Raw genomic sequence first — 16,481 nt, 5'->3', positions numbered from 1 at the left:
CGCAACCGCCCCAGGGCAACTACATCGCCGGCGGTACTCTGGGATGACCACCCGGGAGATTTCCAATGACTCTACGCGCTTGCTTGGCCGCTCTATTGGTACTGACCGCCTCCACCGCCTTTGCCGCCCCGCGCTACGATCACCTGTATGCATTCGGTGACAGCTACTCCGACAACGGTGCGGGTGAACGCTTCACCAAAACCCTGGCCGCGCAGAAGGTCAAGGATGCGCAGGAACTGCCCGGCTCGCTGTATTGGAAAGGCCGCTGGAGCAACGGCCCGACGGCCGTCGAGAACCTGGCTCACGCTTTGAAAACGCCCTTGACCGACTACGCAGTGGGCGGCGCCAAGAGTGGCAACGGCAACTACTACGCCTGGATGCAACCGGCACGCGACACCGGCGTTTCGGGCCAGATCGCCGACTACCTGAAATCCGCCCAGGCACACAAGGCAGACCCGAACGCGCTGTATTTCATTTTCATCTCGGCCAACGACTTTTTTGAATGGGCCGACTTCTCGCACCCGGAGTCGGTTGCCGTGCTCAGCCAGAACAGCGTGGCGAACATTCAAAAAGCCACCGAGACGCTGCTTGCCGCAGGCGCCAAACACGTGATGGTAGTCGGCACCACGGATTTGAGTCATGTGCCGGCCGTGGTGCAAGGCAATCAAGTCGAGAATGCAAGAAGCTACCAACAGGCGCTCGAACAGAAATTGCCGGTAGTGCTGAGCACATTGGCTAAAACCCACCAGGTCAGCATCCGCTACTTCGACCACGTGGCCTTCAGCGACAAGCTGCGCGCGGCTCCGGACGTTGCCGGGTTGAAAGACCTGGATACGCCCTGCCAACACACCTATCCGGACGTGAAGCCTGCGTGTGAAAACCCGGACGCACATTACTACTGGGATGAATGGCACCCGACGCGCAAGGTGCATGCACTGGCGGCGGAGGCAATGTTTGAAACGTTGAAGGCTGGTCAGGGTATTTGAACAAGGTCACACGGCCCTATTGAATCAAGGCGAACACCCACCGACGACCGCTTCTCTTCTGAAGGATTCAGGCGCCCGCCCGGTACTTTTGTCGGTGATCTCCACCACGCAGCCACTCACGGGAACCGCCTGGACGATTTGATAAGTCGCGCCAACGGCGGGGATAAAACTGGCGATGTTGGCGCAACTGCGAAAATAGTTTTCGCCTTCCTTGTTGGCGCCACCGCTGCTCATGACGTTGACGTAGATGCGCCGGTCGGGGATCAGTAAAAACCGCTCGCTGACCTCATTTTTGCGAGTACCCAGCACGCCGGTCTCGGCCGTGTCATTACAGCCCGGGTCGTAGTAGGCCCAATACATTTGCACGCCACCGTTCAACAGGGTGTTAGTGCCCGGGATGGCTTCGAGCGTTGCATGAGGCGCGCTGGAGGCTGGCTGTTGGTAAAAACCGACACAACCTGTCGCCAGGCTGCAGAACAGTGCCAATAAGACCTTTTTCAAAGACAAACTCCCTGTAAACCAGACAGGCCAACGGCGGCCATGGGCGATTGTACGCAGACAATATCAATTAGACATCACTGCACGCTCGTCGCCTGCCGATACTGCCGCGGCGTAAACCCGGTCAGGGCCTTGAACTGCCGGGTAAACGCACTGTGGTCGGTATACCCGCACTGCAACGCCACCTCAGTGATCGGCATCTCGGTATGCAGCAGCCGGTGCGCATGTTCCAGGCGCACTTTCTGGATCATCTGGCGTGGCGTCAGGTGGAACACGCGCTTGCAGTAGCGCTCCAGTTGCGCCACTGAAATCCCGGCGATCCGCGTCAGTTCACCCAACGTGACACGCCGGTTGAAATGCGCCCGAATATGCTCATCCACTGCCGCCAACCGTTGATAGCCCGGATGGGTTTCACTGGCGGTCTGCAGGTCGACCGAGATCCCCGCCAGGCCGATGATTGCACCGTCGCGGTTATACAGCGGCCATTTGTGCGTCAGGCACCAACCCGGCTCGCGGGTGCCGTAGAGGTGCAATTCCAGCTGGTCTTCCAGCACAAACCCCTGCTCCAGCACCCGCCGATCCTGTTCGGTATAACCGGGGCCCAATTGCGCGGGGAACACCTCGGCGCTGGTTTTTCCCAGCAACGGTTGCAAGTGCTTCAAGCCGCACCGTTGCACCAGGGTGCGGTTGGCCAATACGTAGCGCGCCTGCACGTCCTTGATAAAAATCGCGGCGTTGGGAATCACGTCCAGCATCGGCAACAACAGCCCCACCCCTGCCAATAATTCTTCAATGGTGTGCGGGCGGTGGGACTCGCTCCCTTGGCATAGGGTGGCGAACGCGCTCTGCATCATGACGCTCTCTCCTGCATTTTGCGGACAGGCCAGGCGCCCGGCGGGCGGTGCCTGGCGAGCAGATTGCCGCATGGCGGTGGCCATGTCGAGCACTCGAAACTGTGCTGATTTCGTCATCACAGCCTGCGCAAAACATCAATCGCGGCGCCGTTGATGGGTTCACTGTATGGCACTGCATGCCTATCCAATAACCCACAAGAAGGCGCCGCTATGTCAGCCCAAGGCAAGTTCAAGAAACAGCTTTCATTGATCGACCTCACCTTTATCGGACTGGGAGCGATCTTCGGTTCGGGCTGGCTGTTCGCGGCCAGTCACGTCTCTGCCATTGCCGGTCCGGCGGGGATTTTTTCCTGGTTGCTGGGCGGCTTCGCCGTACTGCTGCTGGGCATTGTGTATTGCGAATTGGGGGCGGCATTGCCCCGCGCCGGTGGCGTGGTGCGCTACCCGGTTTACTCACATGGCCCACTGCTGGGCTACCTGATGGGCTTCATCACGCTGATCGCGTTTTCGAGCCTGGTGGCGATTGAAGTGGTCGCCTCGCGCCAATACGCCGCAGCGTGGTTTCCCGAGTTGACGCAAGCGGGCTCCAGCAACCCCACCGTCCTCGGCTGGTTCGTGCAGTTTGCGCTGCTCTCGCTGTTTTTCGCCCTCAACTACCGCAGCGTGAAGACCTTCGCCATGGCCAATAACCTGGTCAGCGTGTTCAAGTTCATCGTGCCGCTGCTGGTGATCGGCGTGCTGTTCACCTTCTTCAAGCCGGAGAATTTCCACAGCCAGGGCTTTGCGCCGTTCGGCCTCTCGGGGATTGAAATGGCGGTGTCCGCCGGCGGGGTGATTTTCGCTTACCTGGGCCTGACGCCGATCATCTCGGTGGCCAGCGAAGTGAAAAACCCGCAACGCACGATTCCGATTGCACTGATCCTGTCGGTGCTGCTCTCCACTGCGATCTACGTGCTGTTGCAGACCGCTTTCCTCGGCGGCATCCCCACCGAAATGCTCGCCAACGGCTGGGCTGGCGTCGCCAAGGAACTGGCCCTGCCGTACCGCGATATCGCCCTCGCCCTGGGTGTGGGTTGGCTGGCCTATCTGGTGGTCGCCGACGCGGTGATCTCCCCCAGCGGTTGCGGCAACATCTACATGAACGCCACGCCACGGGTGATCTATGGCTGGGCGCAAACCGGGACCTTCTTCAAGGTCTTCACCCGCATCGATGAAAAGTCCGGCATCCCGCGCCCGGCGCTGTGGCTGACCTTTGGCCTGTCGGTGTTCTGGACCCTGCCCTTCCCGTCGTGGGAAGCGCTGATCAACGTGGTGTCCGCCGCGCTGGTGCTGAGCTACGCCGTGGCGCCGGTGTCCGTTGCCGCCCTGCGCCGCAATGCGCCTGACCTGCCGCGCCCGTTCCGGGTCAAGTGGATGGGTCTGCTCGGCCCGCTGTCATTCATCATCGCCGCGCTGATCGTCTACTGGTCGGGCTGGAGCACCGTGTCGTGGCTGCTCGGCCTGCAAATCCTGATGTTTGTGGTGTACCTGCTGTGCGGCCGTTTTGTGCCGACCCTGCACCTCAGCCTGGGCCGCCAGGTGCGCTCTTCCGCCTGGCTGATCGGCTTCTACGCCGTGACCATCATCCTGTCGAAACTCGGCAGCTTCGGCGGCCTGGGCATCCTCAGCCATCCGTTCGACACCGTGGTCGTCGCCGCCTGCGCGCTGGGTATTTATTACTGGGGCGCGGCCACCGGCGTGCCGGCCCATCTGGTTCGCCTGGAAACCGAAGACGATGAAAGCGAAGCCCCTGAGCCCGACATGGGCCGGGCGCAGCTTGCTTCCTGAACGTCAGCCCACTCCTGAATGGATAGCGATATGAAACGAGTCCACATCATTGACTCCCACACCGGCGGCGAACCCACTCGCCTGGTGATGAGCGGTTTCCCCGAGCTTGCCGGCGAGACCATGCTCGACAAGCTCGACGACCTGCGCACCCGGCATGACCCATGGCGCAGGGCGTGCCTGCTGGAACCCCGTGGCAACGATGTGCTGGTGGGCGCGCTGTATTGCGCGCCGGTCTCGGCCGATGCCACCTGCGGCGTGATTTTCTTCAACAACGCCGGCTACCTCGGCATGTGCGGCCACGGCACCATCGGCCTGGTTGCCTCGCTGCATCACCTGGGCCGAATCGCCCCGGGAGTGCACAAGATCGACACGCCCGTCGGCCCGGTCAGCGCCACGCTGCATGCAGACGGCGCGGTAACCCTGCGCAACGTGCCCGCCTATCGCTATCGCCAACAGGTGCCGGTGGATGTGCCCGGGTATGGCCGGGTCTACGGCGACATCGCCTGGGGCGGCAACTGGTTCTTCCTCGTCTCCGAGCACGGGCACGTGCTGCAAATGGACAACGTCGAAGCCCTGACCGATTACACCTGGGCCATGCTCAAGGCCCTTGAGGCACAGGGCATCCACGGCGAAGACAGCGCACTGATCGATCATATCGAACTGTTCGCCGACGACGCCCGGGCCGACAGCCGCAACTTCGTCATGTGCCCGGGCAAAGCCTACGACCGCTCGCCCTGCGGCACCGGCACCAGCGCCAAGCTGGCGTGCCTGGCGGCCGACGGAAAACTCGCCGCCGGTGAACCCTGGGTGCAGGCGAGCATCACCGGCAGCCAATTCGAAGGCAGCTATGAATGGGAAGGCGACCGTGTGCGCCCTTCCATCACCGGCCGCGCCTACATGACCGCCGACAGCACCTTGCTGATCGACGAACAGGATCCCTTCGCGTGGGGCATCTGAACCGCCCCCGCCCCTTCAATCAAACTGGAGCTGAAACCATGAACACCCACATTTTCACCGGCTGCATCCCCGCCCTGATGACCCCGTGCACCGCCGAGCGCAAACCGGACTTCGACGCACTGGTCGCCAAGGGTCGCGAACTGATCGATATCGGCATGAGCGCGGTGGTGTACTGCGGCTCCATGGGCGACTGGCCGCTGCTGACCGAGGCCGAGCGCCAGGAAGGCGTGGCGCGCCTGGTGGCCGCCGGCGTACCGACCATCGTCGGCACCGGCGCGGTCAACAGCCGTGAAGCCGTGGCCCACGCGGCGCACGCAGCGAAAGTCGGGGCCCACGGCTTGATGGTCATCCCGCGCGTGCTGTCCCGTGGCGCTTCGGCGACTGCGCAAAAGGATCACTTTGCGGCCATCCTCAAGGCAGCGCCGAACCTGCCGGCGGTGATCTACAACAGCCCTTATTACGGCTTCGCCACCCGCGCCGACCTGTTCTTCGAACTGCGCCGCGAGTACCCGAACCTGATCGGTTTCAAGGAATTCGGCGGCGCTGCCGACCTGCGTTACGCGGCAGAGCACATCACGTCAAGGGACGATGACGTGACCCTGATGGTGGGCGTGGATACCCAGGTGGTCCACGGTTTCGTCAACTGCAACGCCACTGGCGCGATCACGGGTATCGGCAATGCATTGCCACGGGAAGTGCTGCAACTGGTGGCCCTGAGCAAGAAAGCCGCCAAGGGCGACGCCACCGCACGCCGCCAGGCCCGGGAGCTGGAGTCGGCGCTGGCAGTGCTGTCGTCCTACGACGAAGGCTGCGACCTGGTGCTGTTCTACAAGCACCTGATGGTGCTCAACGGCGACAAGGAATACACCCTGCACTTCAACGAAACCGATGCCCTGAGCGATGCCCAGCGTCGTTATGCCGAGAACCAGTACGCGCTGTTCCGCCAGTGGTACGCCAACTGGTCGGCCGAGCAGAACGTCGCTTAACACTACTGTCGGCAACAAAAATCAAATGTGGGAGCTGTCGAGCTCGGGCGAGGCTGCAATGGGATCACCGCGCAGTGCCTGCCAGACCGCAGCGCCTGCATCGCAGCCTCGCTCGGGCTCGACAGCTCCCACAGTCGATTTTCTTTTCCAGGCCTATCTTTACTTTCAGGACTACGCCATGACTCTGAAGGGCACCATGCTGATTGGTCAGCACTCCATTCCAGGCAGCCGCGAGGCCATCCGGGCGATCAATCCTGCCACCAACCTTGCGTTGGAACCCGCCTACGCCGGCGGCACCGCCGAACATGTCGAACACGCCTGTGCGTTGGCGTGGAGCGCCTTCGATAACTATCGCGAAACGTCGTTGGCGACTCGCGCCGAATTCCTTGAAACCATCGCCCGCGAAATCGAAGCCTTGGGCGATGAACTGATTGAACGGGCGATGACCGAGACCGGCCTGCCGCGCCCACGCATCCAGGGCGAGCGCGGACGCACCTGCCAGCAGTTGCGTACCTTTGCCCGTACCGTGCGCGCCGGTGAATGGCTGGATGTGCGGGTCGATTCTGCGCAGCCGGATCGCCAACCGCTGCCCCGCTCGGACCTGCGTCAGCGCCAGGTGCCGCTGGGGCCCGTGGCAGTCTTTGGCGCGAGTAATTTTCCGCTGGCATTCTCGGTGGCCGGCGGTGATACCGCGTCGGCACTGGCGGCCGGTTGCCCGGTGATCGTGAAGGCTCACGGCGCGCATCCTGGCACCAGCGAACTGGTGGGCCGCGCGGTGGCCAAGGCCGTTCAGCACTGTGGCCTGCCGGAGGGGGTGTTTTCGCTGCTGTACGGCTCGGGCCGCGAAGTGGGCATTGCGCTGGTCTGCGACCCGCGTATCAAGGCCGTGGGTTTTACCGGTTCGCGCAGCGGCGGCATCGCCTTGTGCCAGGCAGCCCAGGCGCGTCCCGAGCCGATTCCGGTGTATGCGGAAATGAGTTCGATCAATCCGGTTTATCTGTTTCCGGCGGCACTGAGCACGCGGGGCGAAGCATTGGCGCAGGGATTTATCGCGTCCCTCACCCAGGGTGCCGGCCAGTTCTGCACCAACCCCGGCCTGGTGATTGCCGTCGCCGGGCAAGCGCTGGACCACTTCATCGACAGCGCCACCCATTGGCTTCAACGCAGCGCTGCCCAGACCATGCTCACACCGGGGATCTTCAAGGCTTACGAAGACGGCGTCAGCGAGTTTGCCAAGCACGCTCAGGTCGCGGGTACAGGTTTGCCGGCAGCGGGCCCCAACCAGGGCCGAGCCCATCTGTTCGTGACCCAGGCCCGGGACTTCCTCGCCAATCACAACCTGCAGGCCGAGATCTTCGGCGCCGCCTCGTTGATTGTGCAATGCGCCAATGCCGATGAAATCCGCCAGGTCAGCGAACATCTGGAAGGCCAACTCACCGCCACCCTGCACCTGGATGACGACGATCTGGAAACCGCTCGCGCATTGCTGCCAACCCTGGAGCTCAAGGCCGGCCGCCTGCTCGTCAACGGCTGGCCGACCGGCGTGGAAGTGTGTGATGCGATGGTGCATGGCGGGCCTTTCCCGGCCACCTCGGACTCGCGCACCACCTCGGTGGGCACGGCCGCGATCCTGCGATTCCTGCGGCCGGTGTGCTATCAGGACTTCCCGGATGGCTTGCTGCCGACGGCGCTGCAACACGGCAATCCATTGCTGTTGCGGCGCTTGCTCGACGGTCAGAGAGAAGCCTAGGCCATGTCCGATAACGTCATGCCTGATATCGCCGTAGTGGGCGCCGGAATCATTGGCGTTGCCTGCGCGCTGCAACTGGCCCGCCAGGGGCGGCACGTGGTGATCATTGACCAGCAGGAACCCGGCCATGGCGCCTCGTTCGGCAACGCCGGGCACCTGGCGACCGAACAGGTGTTCCCTATCGCGGACGCGTCGATCCTGACGCGCTTGCCCGCCATGCTCATGGACCCGATGGGCCCGTTGCGCCTGGACTGGAAATACATGCCGCGCGCGCTGCCATGGTTTACCCGCCTGCTGTTGAACCTGCGCCCGGCGGCATTCCAGCGCACGGTCGCCGGCATTCGCGCCCTTAATGAAAGCAGCCTGGGCGCATGGCACCGGCTGCTGGGCAGTATTGATCGCACCGAACTGATGCGCGAAGACGGCTCGCTGCTGGTCTTCGAACGCCCCGCGTCGCGGCAAGCCATCGACGCCGTGCAGGCCCGCATGCGCCAGCAACAAGTGCCGGTGGATTATTGGCAAGCCAGTGCGGTGCAGAATGTGGCGCCGCAACTCAGCGAAAGCATTCAGGGCGGGTTGTTCTTTCCGCGTACCGGCCATTTTCTCGATCCCTACCGGGTGGTTTGCGAGCTGATGGACGCAGCCAAGGCCAACGGGGTGCAGTTTCTCAAGCGACAAGTCGTAGGCGGCAAGCTGGACGCACACGGCGTCTCGTTGATGACCGACCAAGGCACAGTGGCGGCGCGCCAGGTATTGATTGCCTGCGGCGCGCATTCGGCCAAATTGACCGCGGCGCTCACGGGCCACAAGGTCCCGCTGGACACCGAGCGCGGCTATCACCTGATGCTGCCCCATGAGCATGAGCGACTGCCGTTTGCCGTCACCTCACTGGAGCGCAAGTTCATCATGACGCCCATGGCCGAAGGACTGCGGTTGGCCGGCACGGTGGAGTTCGCGGGCCTTGATCGACCACCGAACATGCAGCGCGCCTGGCAGTTGCACCGGCTGAGTCATGGGTTGTTTCGGCGTAATTTGAGTGCAGAGGACGCAACGCCATGGATGGGGTTTCGCCCTTCCCTGCCGGACTCGTTGCCGATTATCGACAAGGTGTGCGATGGCAAGGTGTTGCTTGCGTTTGGGCATCAGCACCTGGGGCTGACGCAGGCCGCGGTGACAGCCGAATTGATTGGCCAACTGGTGTCACCCGCGTTTTTCAGCCAGGACTTGCCGGCGCTGGAGCCCTATCGGCTGAGCCGTTTCTGAAAGGAGCGGCACCCGAACTCGGTGCCGCCCGTCTGTTGGCGCTACTTAGCGATAACGTTCCAGCCAGTGAGCGTAAGGCGCGGGCAAGGTCCAGGATGACTTATCGATCCCCAGTTCCTTGGCCGCAAAGTACGCCCAATGGGGATCGGCCAAATGGGCGCGCCCTACCGATACCAAGTCGAGTTGCCCGGCCTGCAACGCACCTTCTGCCAGTTGCGGAGTACCAAAGCCCCAGGCAGAAGTCACCGGCAAACCGGCCTCGCGACGCACACGCTCGGCGATCGGCCCCATAAATGCAGGGCCCCACGGAATGTTGGCATCGGGCGTGGAAAAACCGACGCTGACGCTCAGCAAGTCCAGGCCACCGGCCTTGAAACGACGGGCAAGCTCGATGGATTCCGTCAGGGTCTGCTCGTCACGACCGTCATATTCGATCACGCCAAACCGTGCGGTCAGTGGCAGGTTTTCTGGCCATACCTCGCGCACTGCGGCAAGGGTTTCCAACAGGAAGCGACTACGGTTATCGAAGCTGCCACCGTAGGCATCGGTGCGTTGGTTGGAATGCTCGGAGAAAAAGCTCTGGCCCAGGTAACCGTGGGCGAAATGCAATTCGATCCATTCAAAACCGGCGTCACGGGCACGACGAGCAGCATCGACGAAGTCCTGGCGAACCCGCGCGATATCTTCCAGGGTCATGGCGCGTGGGACATTCGGCAGGTGTGCGCCAAAAGGGATGGCCGAGGGTGCAATGGTCTGCCAGGACCGGGCATCGGAAGCCGGGATATGGTCATCGCCTTCCCACGGACGATTGGAACTGGCCTTACGACCGGCGTGACCAATCTGGATGCCAGGGACCGAACCTGCGGCCTTGATGGCTTTGACCATGGGCACGAAGGCTTGCGCATGCGCGTCGCTCCAGATCCCCGCGCAGCCAGGTGTGATGCGCCCTTCAGGCGCTACAGCGGTCGCCTCGACCACCAGCAGACCCGCGCCTCCACGGGCCATACTGGCGAGATGCACGTGGTGCCAGTCGTTGACCATGCCGTCGTCAGCCTGGTACTGGCACATCGGCGGGATAGCGATCCGGTTGCGCAACGTCACGTCTTTCAGCTTGTAGGGTTCGAACAATGCAGCCATGAAAAGTCTCCTGAAGCGAAGGTGGGTAATTTTCGATTGTTCGATGTTAATCGAACTATGGTGTTAAGCGATAGCCCTGTTATCATTCGCCTCATGCGAGCCTTCAAACACCCCAATGCCGAAGACCTGATTCTCGAACGCGTGCTCTACGCGTTAAGTGACCCTGTTCGACTGGAAATCGTTCGCTGCCTGGCTGGCGTCACCGAGGCCACCTGCGGCGAGCTGGACGGCGGACGGCCGAAATCCAGTGTCTCCCATCACTTCCGGGTGTTAAGGGATGCGGGGCTTGTTCACACCCGCAGTGTTGGCACGACCCACATGAACTCGTTGCGCACTGATGTAATGGACAGCCGGTTTCCAGGGCTGGTCCAGGCGATTCTTTCCCAGCAGTGAGCATGCCGGCTGCGGTGGCGCCTTTTCCTGCGCCGGCCAGCGCTACAGGCGAAATGTCTTGCGACTGTTTTGCACTACCAGCAGCGGCAGCCCGGTGATTATCGTGCCTGACTTTACGGTTACGCGACGCCGGGAACCCGCCTTGAACAACACCCACTTCTTCTCCATGCGCACGATGCTGCGAAGCGCCGCCTTCGCGATCATTGCCCTTCTATTTGCCAATACCGCCATCGCCGAATCGGCCATGCCTTTGGGCCAGAAATCGTTCGAGTCGTATCGCCTCGATACCTTGCAGTGGCTGCGGGAGTATCGCGACTTCCAGGGCACCGACAAGGAAGCCGAACTCAACTGGAACGCGCCGCAGGAATGGCGCCCGGCTGGAACACCCAAACGCGGGATCATTCTCGTGCACGGGCTGGGCGACTCTCCGTGGTCGTTTCACGATATCGGCAGCGCACTGGCTGCGCGCGGGTTCCTGGCAAGGACCGTGCTGCTTCCCGGCCACGGCACGCAACCGGCCGACATGCTGCAAGTACGTATGGAAGACTGGCGCCGGGTGGTGGACGAACAGGCCGCGATACTTCGCGCAGAAGTGGGCGAGATTTACCTCGGCGGCTTCTCCACCGGTGCCAACCTGGTCCTCGACTACGCCTACAAACACGACGACGTCGCCGGGCTGCTGCTGTTCTCCCCCGCTTTCCAGTCCAGTATGACCTACGACTGGCTGACCCCCCTTATCAGTTGGGCCCGCCCGTGGCTGCTGGCGCCAGACGCCAGCCGGCCACAGCAGAGCCTGGTGCGCTACATGACCGTCCCCACCAATGGCTTCGCCCAGTTCTACCGCAGCAGCCGAGTGGCCCGCCAGGACCTGGAGCGTCGTCCCTACGACAAACCAGTGTTCATTGCCGTAGCCGCGCACGACTCAGTGCTCGATACGAACTATGTGCTGGAGACCTTCCAACAGCGCTTCAGTCATCCACACAGCCGCCTGGCCTGGTACGGAACACTGCCGGAGAGCGCCTGGGATACGCAGCGGGTCAAAGCGCGCACCGACTACGTGCCGGAACTGCGGATCAGCCAGTTCTCACACATGGGGTTGTTGTTCTCACCCGACAACCCGCTCTACGGCGAACAGGGCAGCCTACGGTTTTGCTGGAACGGCCAGACGGAAGACGCCACCCGCGCCTGCGAACAAGGGTCAGAGGTCTGGTATTCGGACTGGGGTTATCGTGAGCCGGGCAAGATGCACGCGCGGTTGACGTTCAATCCGTACTTCAACTGGCAGCTTGGGCTGATTGATGAGGTGCTGGGTAACCTTGCCGTGGCGGGCGGGAACGGTAAGCACTGAATCGTGTGTTGAGTGAGGGATTTTCAGCGGGTTCACAAATGCCAGGCAACAAAAAAGGGCCCACCTTTCGGTGAGCCCTTCTAGGCCGCCCAGCAGAGCGGTTATTGTGCGGTAGGCACTGGCGCCGTGATTACTCGACCTTTTTCAGTCAACCTTACCGACGTAGGCAATCGTGCAAGAACTTTGAAATTCACGCATAACCTGATACTAAGCGGCAATACGCTGAATGATCGCGCATCGCCGACAAAGGATTAGTTCAGTGAAGGAACAGTTGCTACAACCTGCTCTTTCGCCTGCTTCTGCAAAAATACCGCCACAGCGATAAAAACCAGCACCAGGATCAAGCCGATCTGGTAAACGGTCATGGACATCCATGGCCCCTGTCGGCCGAAATAAAATTGCCATTGGTAGCTTTGAAAACTTAAACCAGTGGTCGCTGCCATTCCCACGTAGCCCTTAATCCACAAAGACGGCGCAAACACTACGACCGAACTCGCCAGGCACCACACACGTGTTAGCCAGGCAAAGTCTGAAACGGCAAAAATTATCACTGCGATAGGCAGCACACCGATCCACTGCCGAGTTTCAGAGCCATAGGCCAGCAACGGTAGGAAGGCAAAGCAGATAACGATCAATGCCTTGGGGATCGAGGATCTACGCCCGAGGGACCAGGCCAGGCAAGCAGATATGGCAAGTAATATAACGGGTCCAAAACTGATGAAGTGGGAAATGATCGGCTTAAAAGGAGCAGCAAGCGACTGATAAAACAGAAAATCTAATAGCGGCGGCCCTTTGAAACCTCCGTTCCAATCAAAACAAGTCTTGATTAAGACGGCGGACACTATAAATGACAACCCTCCCCAAAAAAGGCCACTGAAGCTTATCGAGCGCCAAGTCACAGGATCCAGTAACAGATTGACACCCAGCCACACAATCAACAACAGTGAAACCAGCATGGCACTGACCGACAACAAAATCATGTCGAGGCTGGAGGTTGCACCGATCACAGTGGCACCATGCGCAACCACTTCTGATAACGGTACTTTATAAATCATGAACAGCATCGCAACAGAAGCCGGTAAAGCGATCACTGCAAACAACCACAAAGACAACTTAGAACTGATAAGTCCGCTCTCGGACTTTAGAGTAGGCTCATGGGGAAACGTGGCCAGTATCAAGGGAATCAGAAACAGCCCAGGCATCAACCAAGTAAAATATGAACAGAAAGCGTACAGAGCCCAACGATATGAACGAACCCAGCACCACAGGCAAACGCAGACCATGGCTAACGCGACGTGGTCGCTAAGGATCGGATAGAACATCGGCATGCACAAAAACACCCAACTGCAGGTCAAAATCGCTACAGATATTGTGGCAACCGATTTTTTAACGTTGAGCCGTAACAGGGTGTCGTGAAGCAATGCAGCGCCTACCGACAGCATGACTACGTTTAGTAAAAGCTGAACCCAGATCAGTCCTGCCTTGGACGCGCCCAGAGCAGATGCCAGTATCAGAGGCAGGAATCCCGAAATACGAATAGACCGGTAAGGGTCACCCAGAACAGGATTTCCCTGGCTCAGGCTTTGAATATATTGAACATATACTCCACCGTCCCATCCTGCGCCATCGCCAACTGGCATAAAGCCAACCACGAGATGGACCAGCAGAAGCAAACCTGCAACGGCCAATCCATTTAATAAAGAAACCCTGTTCAAGTTATCGCTCCAGGTAATTTAAATTTTCCGAGTAAATTTTCTTCGATAGTAGAAAGTCAACAGGCACCCTCAATACGATACCTACAAGCAACGCTAATCGCTCGCTCAGGTCGAACTGGAAAGCCAAACCGAACAACAATTCTCCTGCTCCGCCTACATGTATCAACAGGCGAATTGGCAAATCAGTAAATGCAAATATTCTGTCCATCATGTAATTATGTTCTTGCGAAACGGCCAGATAGACACGCCATGCTCCCGTTTTTGGCGCGTGTACTTTACCGTAGTCTGTCGAAATATCAGCCAGAAAATTTTCGAATTCAGCGATCTTTCCCACCCCTCTAGCGCAAGCACTGTAACGCGAAAAGGCTTGTTGCAGGCGAACATATCTACTCCGTCTCGCGGCATTTCAGAAGCCACGTAACGACGATTACGAGCAACAGAAATTCCCACAGCAATACATCCAGGCGCTCATGGGGCACGCGGACGAGAAGATGACGAAGCACTATCAGGAGGGACACGACGAAAAGAAGATCGGCACCTGGAGGTGGGCGCCGAATGGGTGTTCTGAGGTGGGAGTTTTGCAAATCGCAGGCAACAAAAAAGGGCCCACCTTTCGGTGAGCCCTTCTAGACCGCCCAGCAGAGCGGATTTTGTTTGGTAGGCGCGATTGGACTCGAACCAACGACCCCCACCATGTCAAGGTGGTGCTCTAACCAACTGAGCTACGTGCCTGCTGTGAGGCGGCATTCTACGGAATTCCCGAGGGGTGTCAACACCTTTTTTGCAGCTAAGCCTATGAATATGCGAATTTTTTATTTGTGGGCAGCACAGCCGTATTTTTCCGGTGGCTGGCAGCGGATTTTCAACTCAGGTAGGATCGACGCACTCGTAAAAAATATAAAACAGAGGTTCCAGGATGGCGAACACCCCCTACCCCCAGTCGTATTACGCCGCGTCTGCGAATGCGGTACCTGCTCGCCCGGAGCTGCAAGGTGAAGTCGAAACCGATGTGTGTGTGATCGGCGCCGGTTATACCGGGCTTTCCAGCGCGCTGTTCCTGTTGGAGAACGGTTTTCGCGTGACGGTACTGGAAGCCGCCAAGGTGGGTTTTGGCGCGTCGGGCCGTAACGGCGGGCAGATCGTCAACAGCTATAGCCGTGACATCGATGTGATCGAGCGCAGTGTCGGCCCCAAGCAGGCGCAATTGTTGGGCGACATGGCGTTTGAAGGCGGCAGAATCATTCGGGACCGGGTGGCCAAGTATCAGATCCAGTGTGACCTGAAGGACGGCGGAGTGTTCGCCGCGCTGAACGGCAAGCACATGGGCCATCTGGAGTCGCAGAAGCGCCTGTGGGAGCGCTACGGCCACACCCAGCTGGAGTTGCTGGACGAGCGGCGCATTCGTGAAGTGGTCGCCTGTGACAACTATGTGGGCGGCCTGCTGGACATGAGCGGCGGGCACATTCACCCGCTGAACCTGGCGCTGGGCGAAGCGGCCGCGGTGGAATCCCTCGGCGGCACGATTTATGAGCAGTCGGCGGCGACTCGCATTGAGCGCGGCGCCAATCCGGTGGTGCATACGGCACACGGCAAGGTCAGGGCCAAGTTCATTATTGTCGCGGGCAATGCCTACCTCGGGAACCTGGTACCCGAGCTGGCAGCCAAGTCGATGCCGTGCGGTACGCAGGTGATTACCACCGCGCCACTGGGCGATGAGCTGGCGAAGACACTGCTGCCGCAGGACTACTGCGTCGAGGACTGCAATTACCTGCTGGACTACTACCGCCTGACCAGCGACAAGCGCCTGATCTTCGGCGGTGGCGTGGTGTATGGCGCGCGCGACCCGGCGAACATCGAAGCGATCATCCGGCCGAAGATGCTAAAGGCGTTCCCGCAGCTCAAGGACGTGAAAATCGATTACGCCTGGACCGGCAATTTCCTGCTGACCCTGTCGCGCCTGCCACAGGTTGGCCGCCTGGGGGATAACATCTATTACTCCCAGGGCTGTAGCGGCCATGGCGTGACGTACACCCACTTGGCGGGCAAGGTCCTGGCGGAAGCCCTGAGAGGCCAGGCAGAGCGTTTTGATGCGTTTGCCGGCCTGCCGCACTACCCGTTTCCGGGTGGGCAACTGTTGCGCACGCCGTTTGCGGCGCTGGGCGCCTGGTACTACGGGCTGCGGGACAAGCTGGGGTTCTGATCCCGGATCACGGGGCTGGCTTGCCGGCCCCTGTCCATCAGGTACCGAGCCAAATCGCAGACACAAAAAACCCCGGTCTTTCGACCAGGGTCTTTGCTATCGATCCAACCAAGCCAACGGCTTGTTTTGGCGTCTCAGGGCGTTCAGTGGGCCCTGGAACAGATATGGCGCAGCGGACGGGACTCGAACCCGCGACCCCCGGCGTGACAGGCCGGTATTCTAACCGACTGAACTACCGCTGCGTATCGCTCAGACTGTTGAAGTGTCACCTTCAACCGCCTTCAAACATCTGACTGAGCAGCCTTGGCTGTTCAATCTCAAATCTGAAACATCAGACCTGGAAAATATGGCGCAGCGGACGGGACTCGAACCCGCGACCCCCGGCGTGACAGGCCGGTATTCTAACCGACTGAACTACCGCTGCGCGTCGGTGCAACCTTTAACGTTGCGTCTTGCCCGAAGGCAAAACTCTCAAGAAGTGGTGGGTGATGACGGGATCGAACCGCCGACCCTCTGCTTGTAAGGCAGATGCTCTCCCAGCTGAGCTAATCACCCTTTGCTTCGTTG

General features: G+C 60.2%; 14 protein-coding genes and 4 tRNA genes. 9 read left to right on the top strand and 9 right to left on the bottom strand.

Annotation, left to right across the window (positions count from 1 at the left end; genetic code table 11):
* Positions 1 to 65 precede the first annotated feature (65 nt).
* Positions 66 to 986, top strand: a complete 921-nt coding sequence (locus P3C29_RS02460) for an SGNH/GDSL hydrolase family protein (RefSeq protein ID WP_275963838.1) — start codon at positions 66 to 68, stop codon at positions 984 to 986.
* Positions 987 to 1,010: 24 nt separating this feature from the next.
* Here P3C29_RS02460 and P3C29_RS02455 read toward each other — a convergent pair whose 3' ends face one another.
* A complete protein-coding gene (locus P3C29_RS02455; protein ID WP_275963837.1) occupies positions 1,011 to 1,487 on the bottom strand; it encodes a hypothetical protein in 477 nt (158 codons plus the stop codon).
* 74 nt (positions 1,488 to 1,561) lie between these two features.
* Positions 1,562 to 2,338, bottom strand: a complete 777-nt coding sequence (locus P3C29_RS02450; RefSeq protein WP_010175685.1) for an AraC family transcriptional regulator — start codon at positions 2,336 to 2,338, stop codon at positions 1,562 to 1,564.
* A gap of 210 nt (positions 2,339 to 2,548) precedes the next feature.
* Here P3C29_RS02450 and P3C29_RS02445 point away from each other — a divergent pair, with 210 nt between their 5' ends.
* The 5 genes from P3C29_RS02445 (at position 2,549) to P3C29_RS02425 (ending at position 9,121) form a co-directional block, all read left to right on the top strand.
* Entirely contained in the window at positions 2,549 to 4,165 is a 1,617-nt protein-coding gene (locus tag P3C29_RS02445) for an APC family permease (protein WP_169387653.1), read from the top strand.
* Between the two features lie 30 nt (positions 4,166 to 4,195).
* The gene (locus tag P3C29_RS02440) at positions 4,196 to 5,122 is read left to right on the top strand and encodes a 4-hydroxyproline epimerase (protein WP_275963836.1); all 927 of its coding nucleotides are present in this window, start codon (positions 4,196 to 4,198) and stop codon (positions 5,120 to 5,122) included.
* Positions 5,123 to 5,160: 38 nt separating this feature from the next.
* Entirely contained in the window at positions 5,161 to 6,108 is a 948-nt protein-coding gene (locus P3C29_RS02435; RefSeq protein WP_275963835.1) for a dihydrodipicolinate synthase family protein, read from the top strand.
* Between the two features lie 178 nt (positions 6,109 to 6,286).
* Positions 6,287 to 7,858: an aldehyde dehydrogenase (NADP(+)) gene (locus P3C29_RS02430; protein ID WP_275963834.1), complete on the top strand. Its 1,572-nt coding sequence runs from the start codon at positions 6,287 to 6,289 to the stop codon at positions 7,856 to 7,858.
* 3 nt (positions 7,859 to 7,861) lie between these two features.
* Complete coding sequence (locus P3C29_RS02425; RefSeq protein WP_275963833.1) at positions 7,862 to 9,121, top strand: FAD-dependent oxidoreductase; 1,260 nt, start codon at positions 7,862 to 7,864, stop codon at positions 9,119 to 9,121.
* 45 nt (positions 9,122 to 9,166) lie between these two features.
* Here the strand turns inward: P3C29_RS02425 and P3C29_RS02420 are convergent, their stop codons facing one another.
* Positions 9,167 to 10,258, bottom strand: coding sequence for an NADH:flavin oxidoreductase/NADH oxidase (locus P3C29_RS02420; protein ID WP_275963832.1), 1,092 nt, complete (start codon positions 10,256 to 10,258; stop codon positions 9,167 to 9,169).
* Between the two features lie 57 nt (positions 10,259 to 10,315).
* Between P3C29_RS02420 and P3C29_RS02415 the strand changes: the two genes are divergently transcribed.
* Positions 10,316 to 10,651 carry a helix-turn-helix domain-containing protein gene (locus tag P3C29_RS02415; RefSeq protein ID WP_201126142.1) on the top strand — a complete coding sequence of 112 codons (336 nt, stop codon included), beginning with the start codon at positions 10,316 to 10,318 and terminating at the stop codon, positions 10,649 to 10,651.
* A 244-nt stretch (positions 10,652 to 10,895) separates the two neighbouring features.
* Positions 10,896 to 11,999 carry an alpha/beta fold hydrolase gene (locus P3C29_RS02410; protein ID WP_275963868.1) on the top strand — a complete coding sequence of 368 codons (1,104 nt, stop codon included), beginning with the start codon at positions 10,896 to 10,898 and terminating at the stop codon, positions 11,997 to 11,999.
* Between the two features lie 251 nt (positions 12,000 to 12,250).
* On the opposite strand, the gene P3C29_RS02405 is transcribed toward P3C29_RS02410, so the two are convergent.
* The 3 genes from P3C29_RS02405 to P3C29_RS02395 form a co-directional block, all read right to left on the bottom strand.
* Entirely contained in the window at positions 12,251 to 13,714 is a 1,464-nt protein-coding gene (locus P3C29_RS02405) for a hypothetical protein (RefSeq protein ID WP_275963831.1), read from the bottom strand.
* Between the two features lies 1 nt (position 13,715).
* Complete coding sequence (locus P3C29_RS02400) at positions 13,716 to 14,048, bottom strand: hypothetical protein (protein WP_275963830.1); 333 nt, start codon at positions 14,046 to 14,048, stop codon at positions 13,716 to 13,718.
* A 321-nt stretch (positions 14,049 to 14,369) separates the two neighbouring features.
* Positions 14,370 to 14,446 (bottom strand) — tRNA-Val (locus P3C29_RS02395).
* A gap of 184 nt (positions 14,447 to 14,630) precedes the next feature.
* Between P3C29_RS02395 and P3C29_RS02390 the strand changes: the two genes are divergently transcribed.
* Complete coding sequence (locus P3C29_RS02390) at positions 14,631 to 15,914, top strand: FAD-binding oxidoreductase (RefSeq protein WP_275963829.1); 1,284 nt, start codon at positions 14,631 to 14,633, stop codon at positions 15,912 to 15,914.
* A gap of 165 nt (positions 15,915 to 16,079) precedes the next feature.
* Here P3C29_RS02390 and P3C29_RS02385 read toward each other — a convergent pair.
* The 3 genes from P3C29_RS02385 to P3C29_RS02375 all read right to left on the bottom strand — a co-directional run bounded on the left by P3C29_RS02385 (position 16,080) and on the right by P3C29_RS02375 (position 16,469).
* Positions 16,080 to 16,156: transfer RNA gene (locus tag P3C29_RS02385), tRNA-Asp, on the bottom strand.
* 105 nt (positions 16,157 to 16,261) lie between these two features.
* A tRNA-Asp gene (locus P3C29_RS02380) sits at positions 16,262 to 16,338 on the bottom strand.
* A gap of 55 nt (positions 16,339 to 16,393) precedes the next feature.
* Positions 16,394 to 16,469: transfer RNA gene (locus P3C29_RS02375), tRNA-Val, on the bottom strand.
* Between the last annotated feature and the right edge of the window lie 12 nt (positions 16,470 to 16,481).

The organism is Pseudomonas sp. 1912-s, assembly GCF_029269205.1.
GTDB lineage: Bacteria > Pseudomonadota > Gammaproteobacteria > Pseudomonadales > Pseudomonadaceae > Aquipseudomonas.
This window is presented reverse-complemented; position numbering and strand designations above follow the sequence as displayed.

Coding starts and splice junctions, on each gene's coding strand:
- P3C29_RS02460 (WP_275963838.1), top strand. CDS start 66: ATGACTCTACGCGCTTGCTTGGCCGCTCTATTGGTACTGACCGCCTCC.
- P3C29_RS02450 (WP_010175685.1), bottom strand. CDS start 2,338: ATGATGCAGAGCGCGTTCGCCACCCTATGCCAAGGGAGCGAGTCCCAC.
- P3C29_RS02445 (WP_169387653.1), top strand. CDS start 2,549: ATGTCAGCCCAAGGCAAGTTCAAGAAACAGCTTTCATTGATCGACCTC.
- P3C29_RS02440 (WP_275963836.1), top strand. CDS start 4,196: ATGAAACGAGTCCACATCATTGACTCCCACACCGGCGGCGAACCCACT.
- P3C29_RS02435 (WP_275963835.1), top strand. CDS start 5,161: ATGAACACCCACATTTTCACCGGCTGCATCCCCGCCCTGATGACCCCG.
- P3C29_RS02430 (WP_275963834.1), top strand. CDS start 6,287: ATGACTCTGAAGGGCACCATGCTGATTGGTCAGCACTCCATTCCAGGC.
- P3C29_RS02425 (WP_275963833.1), top strand. CDS start 7,862: ATGTCCGATAACGTCATGCCTGATATCGCCGTAGTGGGCGCCGGAATC.
- P3C29_RS02420 (WP_275963832.1), bottom strand. CDS start 10,258: ATGGCTGCATTGTTCGAACCCTACAAGCTGAAAGACGTGACGTTGCGC.
- P3C29_RS02415 (WP_201126142.1), top strand. CDS start 10,316: ATGGTGTTAAGCGATAGCCCTGTTATCATTCGCCTCATGCGAGCCTTC.
- P3C29_RS02410 (WP_275963868.1), top strand. CDS start 10,896: ATGCCTTTGGGCCAGAAATCGTTCGAGTCGTATCGCCTCGATACCTTG.
- P3C29_RS02390 (WP_275963829.1), top strand. CDS start 14,631: ATGGCGAACACCCCCTACCCCCAGTCGTATTACGCCGCGTCTGCGAAT.